We start from the raw sequence: 17,516 nt of genomic DNA, 5'->3' as shown, positions 1-17,516 counted from the left end.
GTTATGGAGCACGGAGGGTTCAGAGAACGCTGCGCGTTTCATTTGATCTTCCGATCGCTGTTGCAGTGGGATTCCTGGATATATAAAACATTCCGAGGTAAGAATCCCACTGCAAAGGCGAACGCTAGCGCTTCTTCAGATTCAAATGGACCGCTCCGCTACTGACCGCCGGGTCTATAAAGTCACCTCATTTCAAAAAAGGGAATGCTGGGCATGAAGTGCCCCACTGGCGGATACTCGAACACGGATGCATGCAGAGCGTTGACTTCGTCAAACGCTTGTGAACTTGGCACGATTATGGCAAGCTCTCAAGCCAGCATGGTAATATTGTCGCCGGGTTAACCAAGCAAGACGCCTTAACTAGACTTGATTGTTGCTTGTCGTGAGTGTTATCCACCAAACGCTGTCACCCTGACAGAGAACGGTACAGAGCATTAATTACGCCGGGATGCATGCCCGGCGAGAAGTTCGCGGCGATAAGGCGAAGCTATCGCCAGGCGGCTCTTACCTCCCCCACCCAATAGGCTGGGGGAAATTCTTTTTGGCGGCGGTGGGTAGCGGAGGGTAAGGATTTGAATCTGGAGAAGCGTCAGCGTTCGCCTTTGACGTGGGATTCCGCCCTCTGCAGGGCTTTATTCAAACAAAGGAATCCCACGTCAACAGCGATCGGAAGATCAAATCCGTCCCGAAGCGGCCTTCCATCCACAATAGTTGCTCCAGGATCAAACCCGCCCCGAAGCGGCCTTTCCCCTCCAACTTGAATGCTCACGCTGCCTTTCCTCTGTCATCTGCATATTAAAATGATCTGCCCCTTTGAGCTGGGCTGCTGCCATATCTGCCACTAGAGTCACACTCGATTCCATCGGCACAAAGCGGTATTTGTAGGCTGTAAGCCGATGATCCGTTTCGTGAAATAAAATATCCTGAGCGTAATTCCCCCATCGGTCCTTGGGCATCAAATCAATGGTCATGCTGGCATGCGCAGACGGCAGCAGCATATTAGAGCCGTGGATACCGATTACTAATTGGCTGGCTGCGTATACCTCGCAGACCCGCAGCTCACTTTCTCGATCGAAGCGTGTGACACGCTCATCAGAAATCCATGTCGGGAAGCTCCCGGTACGCCCAAGTCCAGCGACTGTAAAACGATGATCTGGGAAGCTTTCTTTTAGCCTGCGGAACAGCCGTATGATTTTACTGCGCTGATGATAAATTAGCGGTTTTAGCCCACGTTTGAGCTGCGGAAATTTCTGTACCGCTCTTGCGATATGATGGCTGCCGCTCCACAAGCGATCTTCCCTCCATACGAAGGTAATGCGCGGCTCCGACTCACGCCCCTCGTCATAGCGGGAGACACCTGTAAACTGCTCAATATCAAACTGATTGGGATGTGAATATGCCGGGCTGACATACACCTCATCAAAACGCATCAGTTCCTCAATCATCCGATGATGTAGTACAGGATAAAAGTTACGTGCCCTGCTGAATGGCACATCAACCGTCCAAATTTCAGACACATATGCTGGCACCATCCACTCCAGCGACTTTTGCACAATGACGATAATTCCCAGGTCCGGGGATTGCTCGTATTCGCGTTGCACATTGAGCAGCTTGAGCAACGCATGACCATACAAATAATCCATAGTGTTGACGATGATTACACGTGTAGAAGCTTTCATTTTATGCACGGTCATGCCGACTGCTAAGTCATAGGAAGGATTCATCAACGATTGCCGCAAAGGCTCTCCGAGCCATTTTCTCGACTTCGTATCACCGGTCAAAATATAGTCAGGCATTTCTACACGATAAGGTGAATACGTGGCATGACCGACCCTCATGTCCTCGAGATATTCGCGTCCGCACCCCTCACACGCAGTGCTGACACATACATGGATTCCCTGCCACAGCACCTCTCCACCACGTACCTTACCTCCACAATGCGGGCACTGTTCCTCATGCCGAACAAACGGTTTAATGGGTATCATGATTGTTCTCTCCAACTTTCGGTACTGTAATTTGAACACGCCAAAAGGTCAGGATGGACTTCATCATCCAACCCAAATTAGATTTAACTTCCTTAAACAGCAAATCTAATAGAAATACAGATATCGTAAAGGACAAGATCGTCGCCACTAACGACCCTCGGACACCGAGCAAAGGGATTAGCGCGTAATTGAAAGCGATATTCGTAACCGCCCCTACCACCGAGGTCAGCAGCGTGTATCTAAACAAATTTTCATTGGTAATAAACAAGCTTTTAGCAACACTGAAGTTGGTGAAAAACAGACGAATCGCAAACAGAGACAACAGCGAACCTGCTTCGGTAAATTCTCTCCCATACAGCACAACCACTACCCATTGGGATAGAAAAAATAAAGGTACCGAGGTCACAAGAAAGCATATAAACATCAGCCGATACACCTTGGACAATGTCTGTCTGTATTCGTCACTTCCTTTCTGCTTGGAACGCGTCACCACCGGAGCATAAGCCGTCGTCAGAACGACCGGAATGAAGCCCAGCACTTCGATGAGTCGGAGTGCAACGGAGTATTGCCCGACCGCAGCATTCCCCAGCAGTTCACCGATAATGACTTGATCGATCCGTGCCTGTACATATACAGCGGAGGATGACAATATAAGCGGCCAGCTGTGATTCATGATTCGCCGAGCTGTGGTTAAGCGGAACGTCCATCGGTTCACACGTCGTCCTTCCTTATGGAAGAAATACAGCAGCAGCAGGCTTCCCAACAGAAACTCTCCATGAGCACACAACGCCACCAACCATATCGGAACACCGGACAACAAAAGAATGATTTTGATGGTGGAGCCGAGAACAAAAGCGGTATTCTTGGCAACGACCGTGTATTTGGACAGCATCTGCGCACGAAACCAGTAATCGATGATATCAAACAATTGAAATATCGAGGCCGTAGCCAGGATCAGATTGATCAACCGCACTGAACTATCTTCCGGTCTGAGCAGTGAAATCAAGGAATAGGACAGTACAATGGCTATCAGAGTACCTACCAATTTCAGCAGAACTGCCGTCCCCAATAGCTCATGCTCATCCTTGGGGTCTTTGACAAGATCGCGTACTAATATAGAATCAAAACCAAGGGTCGTGAAAATCAGAAACATCCCGAAAAAGGATTCCGCATAATTCCACTTTCCCAGTTCCTCTGGTCCCAACACTCTCGCCATGATGATGCTGACTGCCAGGCCAAACACCATGCGAATCATTTTGTCACCGAACAGCCAGGATGTATTCACCAGCAAACTTCTGCGCGGTTTGGCGCGTTTTTTGACTAATGTCATAGGTTTTACTCCATCTTAAAAAATGACCTTTCGCACAGCCTTATAACCTGCTGTTCTGTCAATGCAGCTGCAATCATGTACAGCGAAGAGACCCCCCGCCCAGGCGGTTGGCCCCTCCATCTCTTACACGACAACAGAAGCTTCAACTGCAGCCTGCCTTTTTACCCGCTCCAAGTCTGTATCCACCATCATATGAATGAGCTGCTCGAAGCCTACTTCCAATCGCCAGCCCAGCTTTTCTTTCGCCTTGGCACAATCGCCGAGCAATAAATCTACCTCTGCCGGACGGACAAATTGAGGATCGATCACGACGTAATCCTCATAATTTAAACCTACATGGGAAAAGGCAATTTGCAGCAGTTCACGTACAGAATGCATTTCTCCCGTGGAAATGACGTAATCATCCGGTTGATCCTGCTGAAGCATCAGCCACATCGCCTTTACATAATCGCCTGCAAAACCCCAATCTCGCAGTGAATCCAAATTTCCCATGCGCAGCTCCTGCTGCAACCCTAGCTTGATACGAGCTACCGCATCCGACACTTTACGCGTTACAAATTCCAGTCCTCGGCGTGGCGATTCGTGATTGAACAGAATGCCAGAGCAAGCAAACATATCAAAGCTCTCGCGATAGTTCACTGTAATCCAATGGCCGTACACTTTGGCGACACCGTAGGGACTACGTGGGTAAAACGGAGTCGTTTCTGTCTGGGGTGTCTCCAGCACCTTACCGAACATCTCGCTGCTTGACGCCTGATAAAAGCGCGCTTCCGGCTTGGCAATTCGAACCGCCTCCAGCATATTGGTGACAGATAGCGCTGTAATCTGCCCTGTAGCCAACGGCTGCGGCCACGAGGCCGCTACAAAGGATTGAGCAGCCAAGTTGTAGACCTCATCTGGGTCGGACTGACGGACGGCTTCGATCAATGAAGCCAGATCGGTCATATCACCGGAAAGCCAATGGATGTCATTCTGGATATGCGCTACATTTTCAAAGTTCGGTGTGCTGGTTCGTCTGCGCACCCCGTATACCTCATAATCCTTGGACAGCAGCAACTCAGCCAGATAGGACCCGTCTTGTCCGGTAATCCCTGTGATCAGCGCTTTTTTCATTCCAATTCCCCCACCGTTTTTTTATTGTTCAACCAGATCCAGGCCTTGAAATGCCTGATACACAGACCTTAATCCCTCTTCTAGTGAAATACGCGCCGACCAGCCCAGCCCGGAAATTCGGGATACATCTACCAACTTACGCGGCGTTCCATCAGGAGCGGAGGTGTTAAAGGTAATTTCTCCCTCATAGCCAACTACATTCTTCACTCGTTCAGCCAGCTCACGAATGGAGATATCCTCACCTACGCCGATATTTACAATTTCATTTCCCTCATAATTGTTCATCAGGAACAGACAGGCTTCAGCCAGATCATCAGAATGAAGAAATTCTCGGCGCGGCGTACCAGAACCCCATACTTCTACAGTCGGAGATTGATTCAGCTTGGCTTCATGAAACTTGCGGATGAGCGCAGGTAGCACATGAGAGGTCTGGAGATCAAAATTGTCGCCCGGACCGTATAAATTCGTCGGCATCACAGAAATAAACCGGGTTCCATACTGACGGTTGTAAGACTGACACATTTTAATCCCGGCAATTTTAGCAATCGCATAGGCCTCATTAGTAGGCTCCAGTTCACCCGTAAGCAGATATTCTTCTCGCAACGGCTGCGGAGCAAATTTAGGATATATACAGGTAGAGCCGAGGAATAACAGCTTGCCTACATTCACCCGGTACGCCGCATCAATCACATTCGTTTGTATAAGCAGATTGTCACGGATAAAATCAGCCGGATATTCGCTATTCGCCAAAATCCCACCAACTTTGGCCGCTGCCAGAAATACATAATCCACAGGCTCTGTTTCAAAAAAATGATCTACTGCCTCTTTATTGCGTAGATCCAGCTCACGGCTTGTGCGAGTAATAATATGACGGTAACCCGCATTCTGAAGCGCTCGGACAATAGCGGAACCCACCAGTCCGTTATGCCCTGCTACATATATGTTGGAATGAAGATCCATACTTATCCCCTACCTTCTTCGTGAAAATGAAAGACTTTAATACGCATCCTTGGAGCCTAGCAGCACACGAAATGTTTTCAGCATAATGATCATATCTGTGCGGAAACTGCGTCTGGATATGTACTCCAAATCCAGTTCTACCATCTGGTTAAAGCTTAGATGATTACGACCGCTGATCTGCCATAGACCGGTGCAGCCTGGTGTAACCGTCAGACGCAGCTTATCCCTCACTGTGTAATTATGGACTTCTCTTGGCAACGGGGGTCTGGGTCCTACCAGACTCATCTGCCCACGCAGTACATTGAACAGTTGTGGCAGCTCGTCGATGCTCGTTCTGCGAAGAAAGCGACCCACACGGGTAATTCGGGGATCGTCCCGCATTTTGAACATCGCACCCTCAATTTCATTTTCCACCAGCAGTGCAGACAATCTGGCTTCGGCATCAGACACCATGGAACGAAATTTGATCATGCGAAACGGCCGTTCATTTTTCCCAATACGTACTTGATAAAATAACGCACTGCCTTTTGGGTCCTCCAGCTTAATCAGCAAAATGACAAGCAGAAATACCGGGCATAGCACGATGATTCCAATGAAAGACAATATAATATCCATGCTTCGCTTCACGACCGGGTATACGTTCCATCCTTGCCGCCGTTCAAGCCCATGAGCGACCGAATATACATCCACTGACGCGCCCAGCACTTCGGCCTCGTTCGAGCGGGAAGAAGACACGTCTCATCACCTCGCTCCTTATTGATAATTATCATTTATACATTGTTAAAAGAATTTTATATACTCTCATTTTCCTCCTTTTTATTCATGTCAGATTGCGTTCCTCCATACCTCTCTCGGCGCGGGTATTCGAACGCTTCACATTATTAAGTACGACACCCAGAATGCGCGCCTTTACTCTTTCCAAATTCGCTTTTGCTTTCTTGACGACATCCTTTTTGACCTTCCCTGCCTGCACCACCAGAATGACTCCGTCACACATAGCGCTTATAATTAAGCCATCCGGAAAGGACAGCAACGGCGGCGTATCCATTAAGATCACTTCATAATGTTCTTTTAGCTCAACTAGCAGAGCATTCATTCTACGGGAACTGAGCATCTCGGACGGATTGGGCGGGTTCGGCCCGGCTGTAATTGCATGCAGATGGTCAATCCCGGTTTCCTGAACCACATCCTGCCATGCCTGTTGATTGGCAAGCACCCGTGTCAGCCCTGTATGATTACGCAAACCAAACATATGGTGCAAAGAGGAACGACGCAGATCCATATCCATAATCAGCACCTTTTTTCCCTCTTGCGCATAGGTTACAGCCAAATTGCTAATTGTGACCGTTCTGCCTTCACCCGCCTGAGCGGACGCCACCATCATAACCTCAATCGGCTCGTCTATAGAAGAAAACTGGATGTTAGTACGAAGCATGCGGTACTCCTCCGAAACGGAAGACTGAGCATGTAGGGATGTAACGAGCTGATTATTGATTAATCGCGGCATATTGCCCTTCACCTACCTGTTTAGGAGTTGTAGTGGAGCTGTCAGAGCGTTTATCTTCTTTTTTCATTTTCGTAATCAGGGATAGGGTAGGCAGACCGAGTTCTTTTTCAATATCCTCTTCATTCTTAAATGTATCATCCAATACCTCCAGCAAAAACGCCAAGCCGATTCCCAACAATAAAGAGGTGACAAAAGCAATAAATATCTGTATAGCGGGATTACTGTTCACGGGAACTGCTGGATCATTCAGACTGGCTTCGCTTAGGATGGTGACATTGTCCATTTTCATGATAGAGGGAATTTGCCGTTTGAATACTTTGGCTACCGCATTGACGGTTTTCACAGCCTTCGTATACGATAAATCGCGGATTGTTACATCCATGACCTGTGAATCACCTGCGGTGTTCACTCTTAATTTTTGCGCCAAAGCTGACGGAGTGACCTTAAGGTCGGGGAAGCTGGCGACCACCTGATCCATAATCGCCGAGGAGATCATAATTTGCTTATAGGAGTTCGTTAAGGCTATATTCGTTTGAACTACACTGTAATCAACGACACCTGCACGATCCGGTCGTGGCGTCTGGTTGATAATGAGCTTTGCGGTAGCTTCATAAATCTGCGGGGTAAAATATACATTTTTTATGCCCACTACAGTACATACCAGCAGTACGATGCTACCAATCAACCACATTCTTTTACGGATCAAACGGATGTACTCTTTCAACTGCACAAGACCAGTCCTCCCTGATTGACTTGTTTTCGATGCAATAACGCTTGTACTGATCCTCTGCATAACGGGGAAAAGAACGATGCATGACCCTCTAATCTATAGTAAAATGTTGTATAATAGCGCATAGAAGGTCTAGCCAGCGAATAAGCACAAAATGCTCAATAATCGGTGGCCTCTTAGGGTATATAAACGAAGACATAAGTGAAAACTATGAAATAAAGATACGTTATGTAACTTACATAACTAATTTATGATACAAAACGTATCTTGTCAAGCGTAAAATTGCTTTTTTACCTTTCTTAACCTTGCCTTCAGGAGGAAAAACAGATGAATTATGGCACCCGCATCGCTGAATTACGAGAACATAAGGGATTAAAACAAGAGGAACTAGCGCAATCCCTCGGAATTACGCGGGCAGCTCTTTCTCACTATGAAAAAAATAGGCGCAAGCCAGATTTTGAGATCCTGACCAAGCTCGCTGATATTTTCGGGGTAACGATTGACTACTTGGTGGGACGTACGAGCCATCCGGCAGCGATATTGGATTCAGATGTGAGGGAATTTGTGGACCAGCTTGAACTGTCCGACGAGGATATTCTGCAACGTTTCAACCTGACCATTGACGGACGCACCTTGTCTGAGGAAGAAGCCAAACGTTTTATTGCATTTGTCCGAATGGAACGAATGATGGAATAAAGAAAGCGGCCGACTGCTTCCGTCTCGCTCAAGTAAGACCAGCCATTGAATTTACACGCGCTTGTCCTTCCGGTATGTGGCTCCATCAGCGTCGTTTTCTAGCCATTCTGGCATCGTGAACCCACATTGGAGCAAAATGTCCCGGATGTCCAAGTCGATAGCGGCTTTGTCTACTTTCCGTGCGTTGTTTTGAAAAAGAGGGTTGTTCACCCCTAATTCTGTCTCCTTGTTCATTCAGCACTAACCTCGCTTTATTATTCTTGGTCACCGGAAAGAGATTTCCTACAAAACCATGTATGTATTGTCATGAACAAAACTATTATATATGAATACATACCTGCAATGTTGTCGTCTTATGACGAGAATATAAAAGGATTTTCTTATTTTTTTCTTCATTATACGTAAAGTATTGGCAAATCAGAACGATTTTCCAACAAAAAAGAACCTGTCAGGTCCTATTTTCTCCTGATAGGTTCTTTTTTGTTTTATTTCGAAATGATGTTAGGTATTCGTTAACTCAGGTCCTATATACATTCCGATCTGTTATTAAGCGACCTCGGCTGCCTGGGAAACCTGAGTGCCTCCGGTCGCCCGGACTTTGTAGACATAGTGGCCTCCAGCTTTTACTGTGCGGTCTGTATACGTGTTTCCCGCTACTTGCGAGGCAATCACCTGATAGGCCCCGTCGGTCCCGTCAGCACGCAGCACATCATAGGAAGATACGCCTTCTGCCTGAAGCCAATTAATCTTTACCGCCCCATCCTGAACAGAGGCAGCCTTCACCTCTGTTGGGGCTGAAGCTGCGGTCTGATCTGTACTTTTTAATTCCAAAATATATTGTACCGCTTCACCAGGACCCAGCTTTTCTTCAAAATCAAGGGCAGGAGAAGCCTTGAGCCCTGATATGGAACGCTGTGCCTGACTGTAAGTAGAACCTGCTCCAAAACGTTCACCCGTGTACAAACCGGCTTTCGGCATCGTTACCCGTACACGAACGGTCTGCGGGGTAGCTTCGAAATTCACTAGATTCACCAGCAATTTGTCTGAAGTAGCGCCGCTACCTGCCAGCGGTTTAAGCTTGGACGTATCCACCGCACGAACATACACCATCTTATCCTTGGTATCCTCTGGATTCAGCACTGTATAAGTCAGAGGTTTTCCATGGGTGGCATAGGCTAAGCTCAAGCGTCTCATGATCTTAACACGGGTGTCCTGTCCTTGCCCGAACGGATAAATTTCTGTGTTGGCCGGGTTATGACTTTGCAGATCGAAGCCTGTTTTAAACAGCGTATAATCCTTATAAAAAGCAGCGTGCTGGATAAACATATCGGCAAACCCGATTTGCGAACGCATAATCCGGTCGAATGCAGCTGCTTGTGGCTGACTAGCCCCGTAATCTGGATTGTCTCGATGCGTATCATTGGTACCGAACTCCGTGTTCAGCATCTTTTTCGCCAGTCCATTGCTCGAACCGCCGAAGGTTTTCAAATTTTGGACGAAGCTGCCCCCGCCCTCTTCATTATACGATTCACCATAGGCGTGTCCATTGGTCAGGTCGGTGACTTCCTCCAGCTGTTTACGCTGCTCTGGGTCCCGTTCCCATCCATCTGGGTCACCGCATTTTTGCGTACCACTGGTTTGATTTTTGCACGCCTTGGTAGAGTACGTTGGCCAGTAGGCCCAGCCCGGTGCTACGGTTTTGAGATGCGGTGCCAATTGCTTGCCTTCTGTATTCAACCACTTGGCCACAGCCAGGTTTACCGCCTTGGAGCGATTAAATAATCCAGGTTCGTTATCTACTTCATAATATTGAAGATAGGAACCGTATTTTTTTACATAATCGCGCAACTTTTGCTTGGCCGTCTCTGGCAGAGAACCATCTTTTTGCAGCTTAATATCACCTGTATATAAATACAAAGCAGACGATTGCATATTATACTGCTTTAACGTTTGATAGTAATCATCCACGTCTGTACATGCCTTGCCCACATTACTGGCACAGGTGACCCTCATGACGTTGCCACTATAAGCAATGCCCAGCCACTTGAGAACGTATGGTAAATGCTTAACTGCACCCTGATCATAATAAAATTCTTTATTGTTCACATTTGTTCCGGTCAGTATATATTTACCGTGTACCGGTTCGACCGCAGGTGAAGCTAACGTCTCCAAGCTCAAGTCATCCCAAGTCCACCACACATTTTTATCTTCTGCAGAGGAGCAGTATAGGCAGCGCGCTGTCTTTAGCTTGAGTACGTTAACACCGCTTTGCAATTGCTCTTTGGGTATATATAACTCGTAGTTGTTTTTGAAATTATAAGCACTCCCAGTACCGGATACCCCGGCAATCTGAATAATACCGGACAGCTGATGATTTGAAAATACAGCCATTTGCGGGACTGCTTTGCCCGCATCCAAAATCCGAACACGGAATATCATACCATTGGGAGGTATCTGATTCAGCTTATACTGAAGTGTCAGTTCAGGGTTCGTGGACGCATTCAAACCGGGAGGAATATCTCCACTGCTGAGCAATACCGGAACTGTTGTACTCTCTTCTGCTACCGACAACGCTGACAATGCTCCTTTAGCAGACGATTCGGTAGTGGCAGCTGCTGTAGAAATGTCGATATTATCCCTACCGACCACACCTTTGAATTCCGCTGAAGAGTCATCCCTCTGACCCAGCTTCCATACTGGACTGGCAGCCGCTACTTTATCCGTCTGCAATTCTGCGCTTCTTGAAGGCGTGTATATAAACCAAGCGATCATCGCTATAGCTACGACCGCTAGTAGTCCAGATAAAACGACTCTATACCTATGGGATAACCATTTTTTTATCATATGATCCACCCTCTCTCCTCATATTTTTGGACCGGGAAAGAGTATCAATCAAGGAAGAAACAAAGCGTTTCCGGGAATCACCGCTTTCGCTTCATGCTGACTTTCCCACATAAGACGTGCCATCGCGTCGCCCATTTCATCATAGTATTCCACTTTTACATCTACCATTTTGCCTGCTTCCAAAGTAATACTGCCTTTACGCTCCGTCCAGCTTTGTTTGAACCAGCTGTCAATCACCAACTTGCCGTCTACCCATACGCGAATACCATCATCGGATATCGTTGTGAACGTATAGGTCTCGCTATATTGTGGTTTGATTTTACCCGTCCAGCGAACCGAGAACTGATCGGCATTCACCTTTGGATCAGCTGCATTGGCGCGCCAGTTGTAGTCCAGCTTGCTATCTGTACGGATCAAAGCAGGACTTCCATTCAAATTCATATTGTTAAAATATTCGCCCTGAAGCCCGTTCACATATACCACATCAGGAACGGAAGGAGGGGTCGGAACCGGGATAGGCTCACTTTGTCCCTCGTCCGGTAAGGTCGGTACATCTGTCCCAGGTTGTTCGATTGCTGCCAGCCCATTTTTCACATCATCCCGTGTCAAACTCTTCGAATCATTCATATAATCCTGTATTTGATTTGTTGTGTTATTCTCGGTCAGCATCTTGCCCCAAGTCATGGAATATACCCATTTAGGCTGAGCCTGCAACACCTCAGAACTAGGCATCTCACCGTGCTCCCCAATGGCAATCGGCTTATTCCGTGCCAGCCCGAGCAGACCTTCATAATGACTTTGCTTAAAATCATTGTTGTAAATGTCTACTGCCAAAATGTCCACTTTGTCATCTCCCGGGTATTTCGGGGTATACGGGACAGTATACGAATTGGGCGCATTCGGACTCCATACCCACAGCAGATTGTTCAATTGATGTGTGTTTGTAAAACGGTCGTACATGATATTCCATAGCTGATTGAAATTAGTTTTGTTTCCCCACCAGAACCAGTCACCATTCATTTCGTGGTAAGGTCTCCACAAAACCGGAACCCCTGCATCACGAAGCTGCTTTAACGAAACAGCGACCTTATCCAGATCGGCAATGAGGAGGTTATACTGCGTAGTACCTGGGGTCACGTATTTGTTGAACTCTGTCTGACTTACTTTCGCCTGTACATTGGCCCAAGTCAGTGGCCTACCCGGTAGCGCTTCATGAAAAGTCATCGTCACAATACCACCGGATCTGCTCCAATGGATAGCACTATCGACGACATTTTTACGTTGTGCTGCTTCCGTAGCGTCAGATTGACCAGAGATAGCTCCCATCTCATAGCCGTGTACACCAACATATGCCTGACTGATTTTTTGGACCTTGTTACTTAATTCATCCGGACTTTCCAAATAATCATGCTGACCGGTGACTATTTTTTCCCCTGAGATGTTGAGTAAATAATTGTATAGTTCACGGGCCTGAGTAGAAGCGTCCGAATTAACAGGTTGTAATGAAGTGGCATTCGCCACAGACAGAGAATCACCAAAACCGACGGGCAACAATGAAAAAAGCATAACAAAGGGGAGTACATGACGTATCAGTCGATACAGAGGAATAAAATTGAATCTCACTTTCGCTCTTCCTTTCGGTAGCCAGGCTGCCATCCTTGTAGAAGGCCCTTTAGCTTTGCGTACCTGCCTTTCGACAGGGCTGCGTTTATCGTTGGAAGGAGTTTGGATTCCTTCTTACCCTAAGTATCGACTTTCTTTTACCAAAATTTAATAGGTCATGTTCATGAATTTACAGGTTTTCGCCCAATTTCGACAGTTTGAGCTATGAATTTTCATGAATTCGTCTTTTTTTTCGTTTTTACGAAAACAATTATGAGATAAATTGGTGACGGGAAATTTCATTCCAATCCATACAAAAGCGGACAATATCCTCTTCAACCAATTCAGAACCAGTCTGCACCTCAATAAAATCCACATCGGTCACAGCCAAAATGCTATGCTTCGTTCCTTCAGGAATGCGAACTACATCACCAGCTTTTACTTTGTGCAGCTTCTCATTCAAAATAATTTCCGCTTCACCGCTAATAATGGTCCAAATTTCACTCCGTTTGAAATGAAGCTGATAGCTGATATTTTTGCCTTTCCGTACGCGGATTCGTTTGGTCAATACCTCGTTACCCTCGTCATACTTGACATAATCCACAACCCGATACTGCCCCCAACGACGTTCTTCATACATTGGACGCTGATCATGAGCCTTGAGCACTTCCTTAATGCGAGGACTTTCAGCCTTATTGGTCACAAGAATACCATCCGGGCTAGCGGCTACAATCAGATCATTCGTTCCAATGATCGCCACAGGAATGTCTAACTCGTTAATAAGACTCGTATTGACGCAATCCTCCGTTACTACACCTCTGCCCACTTGTTGATTAGACATTTCTTCTGTGAGCGTATTCCAGGTGCCCAGATCCTTCCAAAAACCATCATACGGAAGAACTACGATATCCTTTTCCTTCTCGACTACTTCATAGTCAAAGCTGATTTTTTCCAGAGATGCGTATTGCTTTTGCATTTCTTCATAATTCAGCGGCAAACCCTTGGATGCCAAGATATCCAGCAAATAACTTAATTTGAATGCAAAAACCCCGCAGTTCCATAGAGCATTGCGTTCAATTAGACGCTCCGCCTGCTCCCGGTCGGGTTTCTCTTGAAAATGGCTCACTTCGCGGTAGCCAGTGCTACCTTGGGTGGCATCGTTTTTCGGAATAATGTAACCATATTTCTCTGAAGGATAGGAAGGGACAACCCCGATTAAAGCAAGCTTGCCTTCACTCTCCTGGAGTGTATGTTCCAGCTGGGCTACGGAAGCGAAGAAAGCATCCTCAACATAAGGATCTACAGGCAATATAGCTATAATTTCATCAGGGGAAACACCAGCAATGGAATATAGATAAGTCGCTGTCAGCGCAATCGCAGGAAAGGTGTCTCTGCGTTCCGGCTCAACAATGATGCGCGTATTCGGCCCGACCTGACTCTGGATCATTTCGACCTGTGCTCTCCCTGTCGCAATAAACGAGGATTCTGATAATCCGTTGTCTCCCAATTGTCTCCATACCCGCTGTACCATGGATTCCGAAATCCCCTCCGGGCTCTCCAGTACCTTCAAAAATTGTTTGGAACGGGAATCGTTGGACAAAGGCCATAATCTTTTACCGGAACCACCAGACAAAAGTACGAGCTTCATAACTCTCCACTTCCTCTCTATAATGTATGGGTGATCGGATGGGGCAGGGTTGAGTAGTCCGCTACGGGCTGGATTTGATCTTACGATCGCTGTTGCCGTGGGATTCTTTGGATTGTGTAAGACATTTATATGTAAGAATCCCAAGTCAAAGGCGAACGCTCCGCTTCTCCAGATTCAAATCCATCCCTGCGCTACTCAAAAATGCATCATATCGATCATATCTTGTGGTGCAAAAGGCACGACCGGACATTATTAAGTCCGGTCAGCCTGTAAGACGTTCGAGAACTCAGAGCTTGCCCGCTGTGCTTGCAAGCTTCAAGTAATCGAGGTTTCGTAACGCCTTGCCAAGATTGCCTTCGGCAACCGCAATGGCGTACTTGATCGGAAGGAGCGGCTTCAACCGCGCCGCTCCTTCCGATACGCCTTCCTACTCCCCCCCATAAGGTGGGAGTTTAAAAACTGTGACTCCACGGCGAAAAGCAGCGGAGCGGGCAGAATTGTTCTGAAGAAGCGTCAGCGTTTGCCTTTATCCCCGGATTTTAACCTTTGAATGTTTTATATAATCCAGAAAATCCGGGGGTAACAGCAATCGGAAGAACAATCTGCACGCGCAGCGCCTTCAGCGCCTCCAACACCGCCACAGTCACTTTTTAATCTGTCACTTTTAAACTTCCACTTTATCCCGATTCCACCCACTCATCCGCGGACGACCCACGGAGTAGTATTCCAGCCCGGAGCCTTGGATCTGTTCCTCAGCGAATACGTTACGACCGTCAATGAGAACCGGCTTGCGCAAAATGGAGGCCAGTTGTACGAGATCGACTTTTTTGAACTCTTCCCAATCGGTCAACAGGCACACAGCGTCGCTACCTTCAGCGGCTTGCTGTGGGGATGAGCACCACATAATATTCGGGTGATCCACGCGCTCCTTGAATTTATCCATCGCAATGGGATCATACAGTTTGACAATAGCGCCTGCCTGAATGAGCGTTTCTACGATTTCCAGTGCTGGAGCTTCGCGGATGTCATCTGTATTTGGCTTGAAGGCGAGGCCCCAAATGCCAATGGACACACCGTTCAGTTGACCCAGCGATTCGCGCAGCTTGGATACAATCATAAAGCGCTGGTCGGTATTCACCTCGACCACCGATTTCAATAACTTAAATTCATAGTCTACATTACCTGCAATTTGGATAAGCGCATTTGTGTCTTTTGGAAAGCAAGAGCCACCATACCCAATCCCTGCTTGTAGGAAAGAGGAGCCAATCCGTTTGTCCATACCCATACCGTCAGCCACACAGGTGACATCGGCGCCAACCTTTTCGCAAATATTAGCGATTTCGTTAATGAACGAAATTTTAGTTGCCAGAAACGCATTGGACGCGTATTTGATCATTTCAGCACTACGGATATCCGTCACATAGATTTTATCCGTGAACACCTGATGCAGAGTGACCATGGTCTCACGCAATCCTGTATTGTCCAAACCAATAATGATGCGATCCGGATAAAGCGTATCATTGATGGCTGAGCCTTCTCTCAGGAACTCCGGCGCGGAGACGATATCGAAAGACAAACTCGTGTGACGAGCCAACACGTCCTTAATCTTTTCGTTCGTTCCGACAGGTACAGTACTCTTGGTCATAATAATCTTATACCCGTTCATGGCTTTCCCAACATCAGCGGCCGCCTGTTCAATGTATGACAAATTCGCCTCGCCGTTAGCCAGTGAAGGTGTACCTACCGCCAAAATTACGATATCCGAGCGGCGTACCGCATCGGCCAAATCCGAGGTGAACTCCAACCGGCCCGCTTCCAGATTCAACGCGATCAATTCCTCAATACCCGGTTCATAAATCGGAGATTCTGCCCGGTTCAACATGTCGATTTTGTGCTGCTCCAGATCGACACAAATCACCTCATTACCTTTTTGCGCAAAACATACACCCGAGACGAGTCCAACGTATCCAGTACCGATTACAGCCAGCTTCATTCCGTTCATCCTCCTTTTAGAAAGTTCACATAGGCTTGTTCTACATACTTTTTTAATTGATCCTTGAAATTTTCTTCATCAAATTTGCGCGCATGGGTAATGATATCGTCCACATTCCACGCATGTTGCTCAACCTTTTCGACGGCCTCCAGCACATCCTCTACTTGATGCTTGCGGAAAAATACGCCGTTCACATGAGGAACAATCGTATCCAGCGCTCCCCCACCCTGAAAAGCGATGACAGGCCGTCCGGCCGCATTCGCCTCCAAAGGCGTAATACCGAAGTCCTCTTCACCCGGAAAAACGAGCGCTCGGCATTCTGCCATCAGCTTGTTAACCTCTTCATCCTCAAGCCTGCCGAGGAACTCAATGTTCGGGGCAGCCATACCTTCGAGTCGTTTACGGTCCGGTCCTTCACCCACAATGCGTAGCTTGAGACCGTTACGTTTGAATGCTTCGATCGCGAGATCAATGCGCTTGTAGGACACCAATCGGGATACGATCAGGTAATAGTCACCGATGTTTGTAGCGCGTTTAAAACGGGATGTATTAATAGGTGGGAAAATCACATCCGAATCCCTTTGGTAATAGTGCAAAATTCTTCGTTTAACAACCGAAGAGTTGGCGACAAACTGGTCTACGTTGCGAGAAGTTTTGGCATCCCATGTTTTCAACCGGTTCATGTACAGCTTGAGCATGTTTTTGAGCAGGTTGGATTTGGACTGCCGGGCCATATATGTATCGTAATCCCAGGCAAACCGCATCGGCGTGTGACAATAACAAATGTGAAACGTATGTTTGGGTACCTGGATGCTTTTCATAAATGCACTGCTGGAGCTTAAAACAATGTCGAAATCCCTAAAATCAAAATCACGGATAGCAATGGGATACAGCGGCAGCACTCCTTTGAAGTTGTCCTTCACTCCTGGGACTTTTTGTAGCCAAGTGGCTCTAATATCCGCATCCTTCAAGTTACGCGACAGGCGGTCGTCGCTGAACACCGTTGTGAAGATAGGAGCCTCCGGATACATATCGTGGAATACCTCTACTACCCTTTCCGCTCCGCCCATTTGGATTAAGTAATCGTGTGCTATCGCTATTTTCATCT

At 47.1% G+C, this 17,516-nt stretch carries 14 protein-coding genes and 1 riboswitch; of the genes, 1 reads left to right on the top strand and 13 read right to left on the bottom strand.

Translation table 11 applies throughout. The annotated features are described in order from the left end of the window. Positions 1–722 precede the first annotated feature (722 nt). The 7 genes from NLX78_RS16220 to NLX78_RS16190 form a co-directional block, all read right to left on the bottom strand. Positions 723–1,985, bottom strand: a complete 1,263-nt coding sequence (locus NLX78_RS16220; RefSeq protein ID WP_254350971.1) for a hypothetical protein — start codon at positions 1,983–1,985, stop codon at positions 723–725. Beyond that, a complete protein-coding gene (locus NLX78_RS16215) occupies positions 1,972–3,315 on the bottom strand; it encodes a flippase (RefSeq protein WP_254350970.1) in 1,344 nt (447 codons plus the stop codon). The genes NLX78_RS16220 and NLX78_RS16215 overlap by 14 nt, the downstream gene beginning before the upstream one ends. A gap of 123 nt (positions 3,316–3,438) precedes the next feature. After that, positions 3,439–4,428, bottom strand: a complete 990-nt coding sequence (gmd, locus tag NLX78_RS16210; RefSeq protein ID WP_013309172.1) for a GDP-mannose 4,6-dehydratase — start codon at positions 4,426–4,428, stop codon at positions 3,439–3,441. 21 nt (positions 4,429–4,449) lie between these two features. Further along, positions 4,450–5,388 (bottom strand): GDP-L-fucose synthase family protein, encoded by a 939-nt coding sequence (locus tag NLX78_RS16205; RefSeq protein ID WP_250267672.1) that lies wholly within the window; start codon positions 5,386–5,388, stop codon positions 4,450–4,452. 36 nt (positions 5,389–5,424) lie between these two features. Then, positions 5,425–6,123 carry a sugar transferase gene (locus tag NLX78_RS16200; RefSeq protein ID WP_254350969.1) on the bottom strand — a complete coding sequence of 233 codons (699 nt, stop codon included), beginning with the start codon at positions 6,121–6,123 and terminating at the stop codon, positions 5,425–5,427. An 85-nt stretch (positions 6,124–6,208) separates the two neighbouring features. Then, a complete protein-coding gene (locus NLX78_RS16195) occupies positions 6,209–6,895 on the bottom strand; it encodes a CpsD/CapB family tyrosine-protein kinase (protein WP_254350968.1) in 687 nt (228 codons plus the stop codon). Then, positions 6,876–7,625 (bottom strand): YveK family protein, encoded by a 750-nt coding sequence (locus NLX78_RS16190; RefSeq protein ID WP_039269541.1) that lies wholly within the window; start codon positions 7,623–7,625, stop codon positions 6,876–6,878. The genes NLX78_RS16195 and NLX78_RS16190 overlap by 20 nt, the downstream gene beginning before the upstream one ends. Positions 7,626–7,952: 327 nt before the next feature. On the opposite strand from NLX78_RS16190, the gene NLX78_RS16185 reads away from it, so the two are divergent. Continuing rightward, positions 7,953–8,321 carry a helix-turn-helix domain-containing protein gene (locus NLX78_RS16185; RefSeq protein WP_025720479.1) on the top strand — a complete coding sequence of 123 codons (369 nt, stop codon included), beginning with the start codon at positions 7,953–7,955 and terminating at the stop codon, positions 8,319–8,321. A gap of 51 nt (positions 8,322–8,372) precedes the next feature. Here the strand turns inward: NLX78_RS16185 and NLX78_RS16180 are convergent, their stop codons facing one another. The 6 genes from NLX78_RS16180 to NLX78_RS16155 form a co-directional block, all read right to left on the bottom strand. Beyond that, positions 8,373–8,555: a hypothetical protein gene (locus NLX78_RS16180; protein ID WP_254350967.1), complete on the bottom strand. Its 183-nt coding sequence runs from the start codon at positions 8,553–8,555 to the stop codon at positions 8,373–8,375. Positions 8,556–8,867: 312 nt separating this feature from the next. Then, the gene (locus tag NLX78_RS16175; protein ID WP_254350966.1) at positions 8,868–11,165 is read right to left on the bottom strand and encodes a PD-(D/E)XK nuclease family protein; all 2,298 of its coding nucleotides are present in this window, start codon (positions 11,163–11,165) and stop codon (positions 8,868–8,870) included. Between the two features lie 48 nt (positions 11,166–11,213). Beyond that, the gene (locus tag NLX78_RS16170; protein ID WP_254350965.1) at positions 11,214–12,788 is read right to left on the bottom strand and encodes a glycosyl hydrolase; all 1,575 of its coding nucleotides are present in this window, start codon (positions 12,786–12,788) and stop codon (positions 11,214–11,216) included. A gap of 13 nt (positions 12,789–12,801) precedes the next feature. Continuing rightward, a riboswitch (cyclic di-GMP riboswitch) is annotated at positions 12,802–12,882 on the bottom strand. A 156-nt stretch (positions 12,883–13,038) separates the two neighbouring features. Then, positions 13,039–14,415, bottom strand: a complete 1,377-nt coding sequence (locus NLX78_RS16165; protein ID WP_013309163.1) for a sugar phosphate nucleotidyltransferase — start codon at positions 14,413–14,415, stop codon at positions 13,039–13,041. A 664-nt stretch (positions 14,416–15,079) separates the two neighbouring features. Further along, entirely contained in the window at positions 15,080–16,408 is a 1,329-nt protein-coding gene (locus NLX78_RS16160; RefSeq protein ID WP_061830275.1) for a UDP-glucose dehydrogenase family protein, read from the bottom strand. Between the two features lie 5 nt (positions 16,409–16,413). Further along, positions 16,414–17,514 (bottom strand): glycosyltransferase, encoded by a 1,101-nt coding sequence (locus tag NLX78_RS16155; protein ID WP_023987424.1) that lies wholly within the window; start codon positions 17,512–17,514, stop codon positions 16,414–16,416. Positions 17,515–17,516: the final 2 nt, after the last annotated feature.

The sequence above is a fragment of the Paenibacillus sp. Lou8.1 genome, assembly GCF_024213565.1.
Classification (GTDB): Bacteria; Bacillota; Bacilli; order Paenibacillales; family Paenibacillaceae; genus Paenibacillus; species Paenibacillus polymyxa_B.
This window is presented reverse-complemented; position numbering and strand designations above follow the sequence as displayed.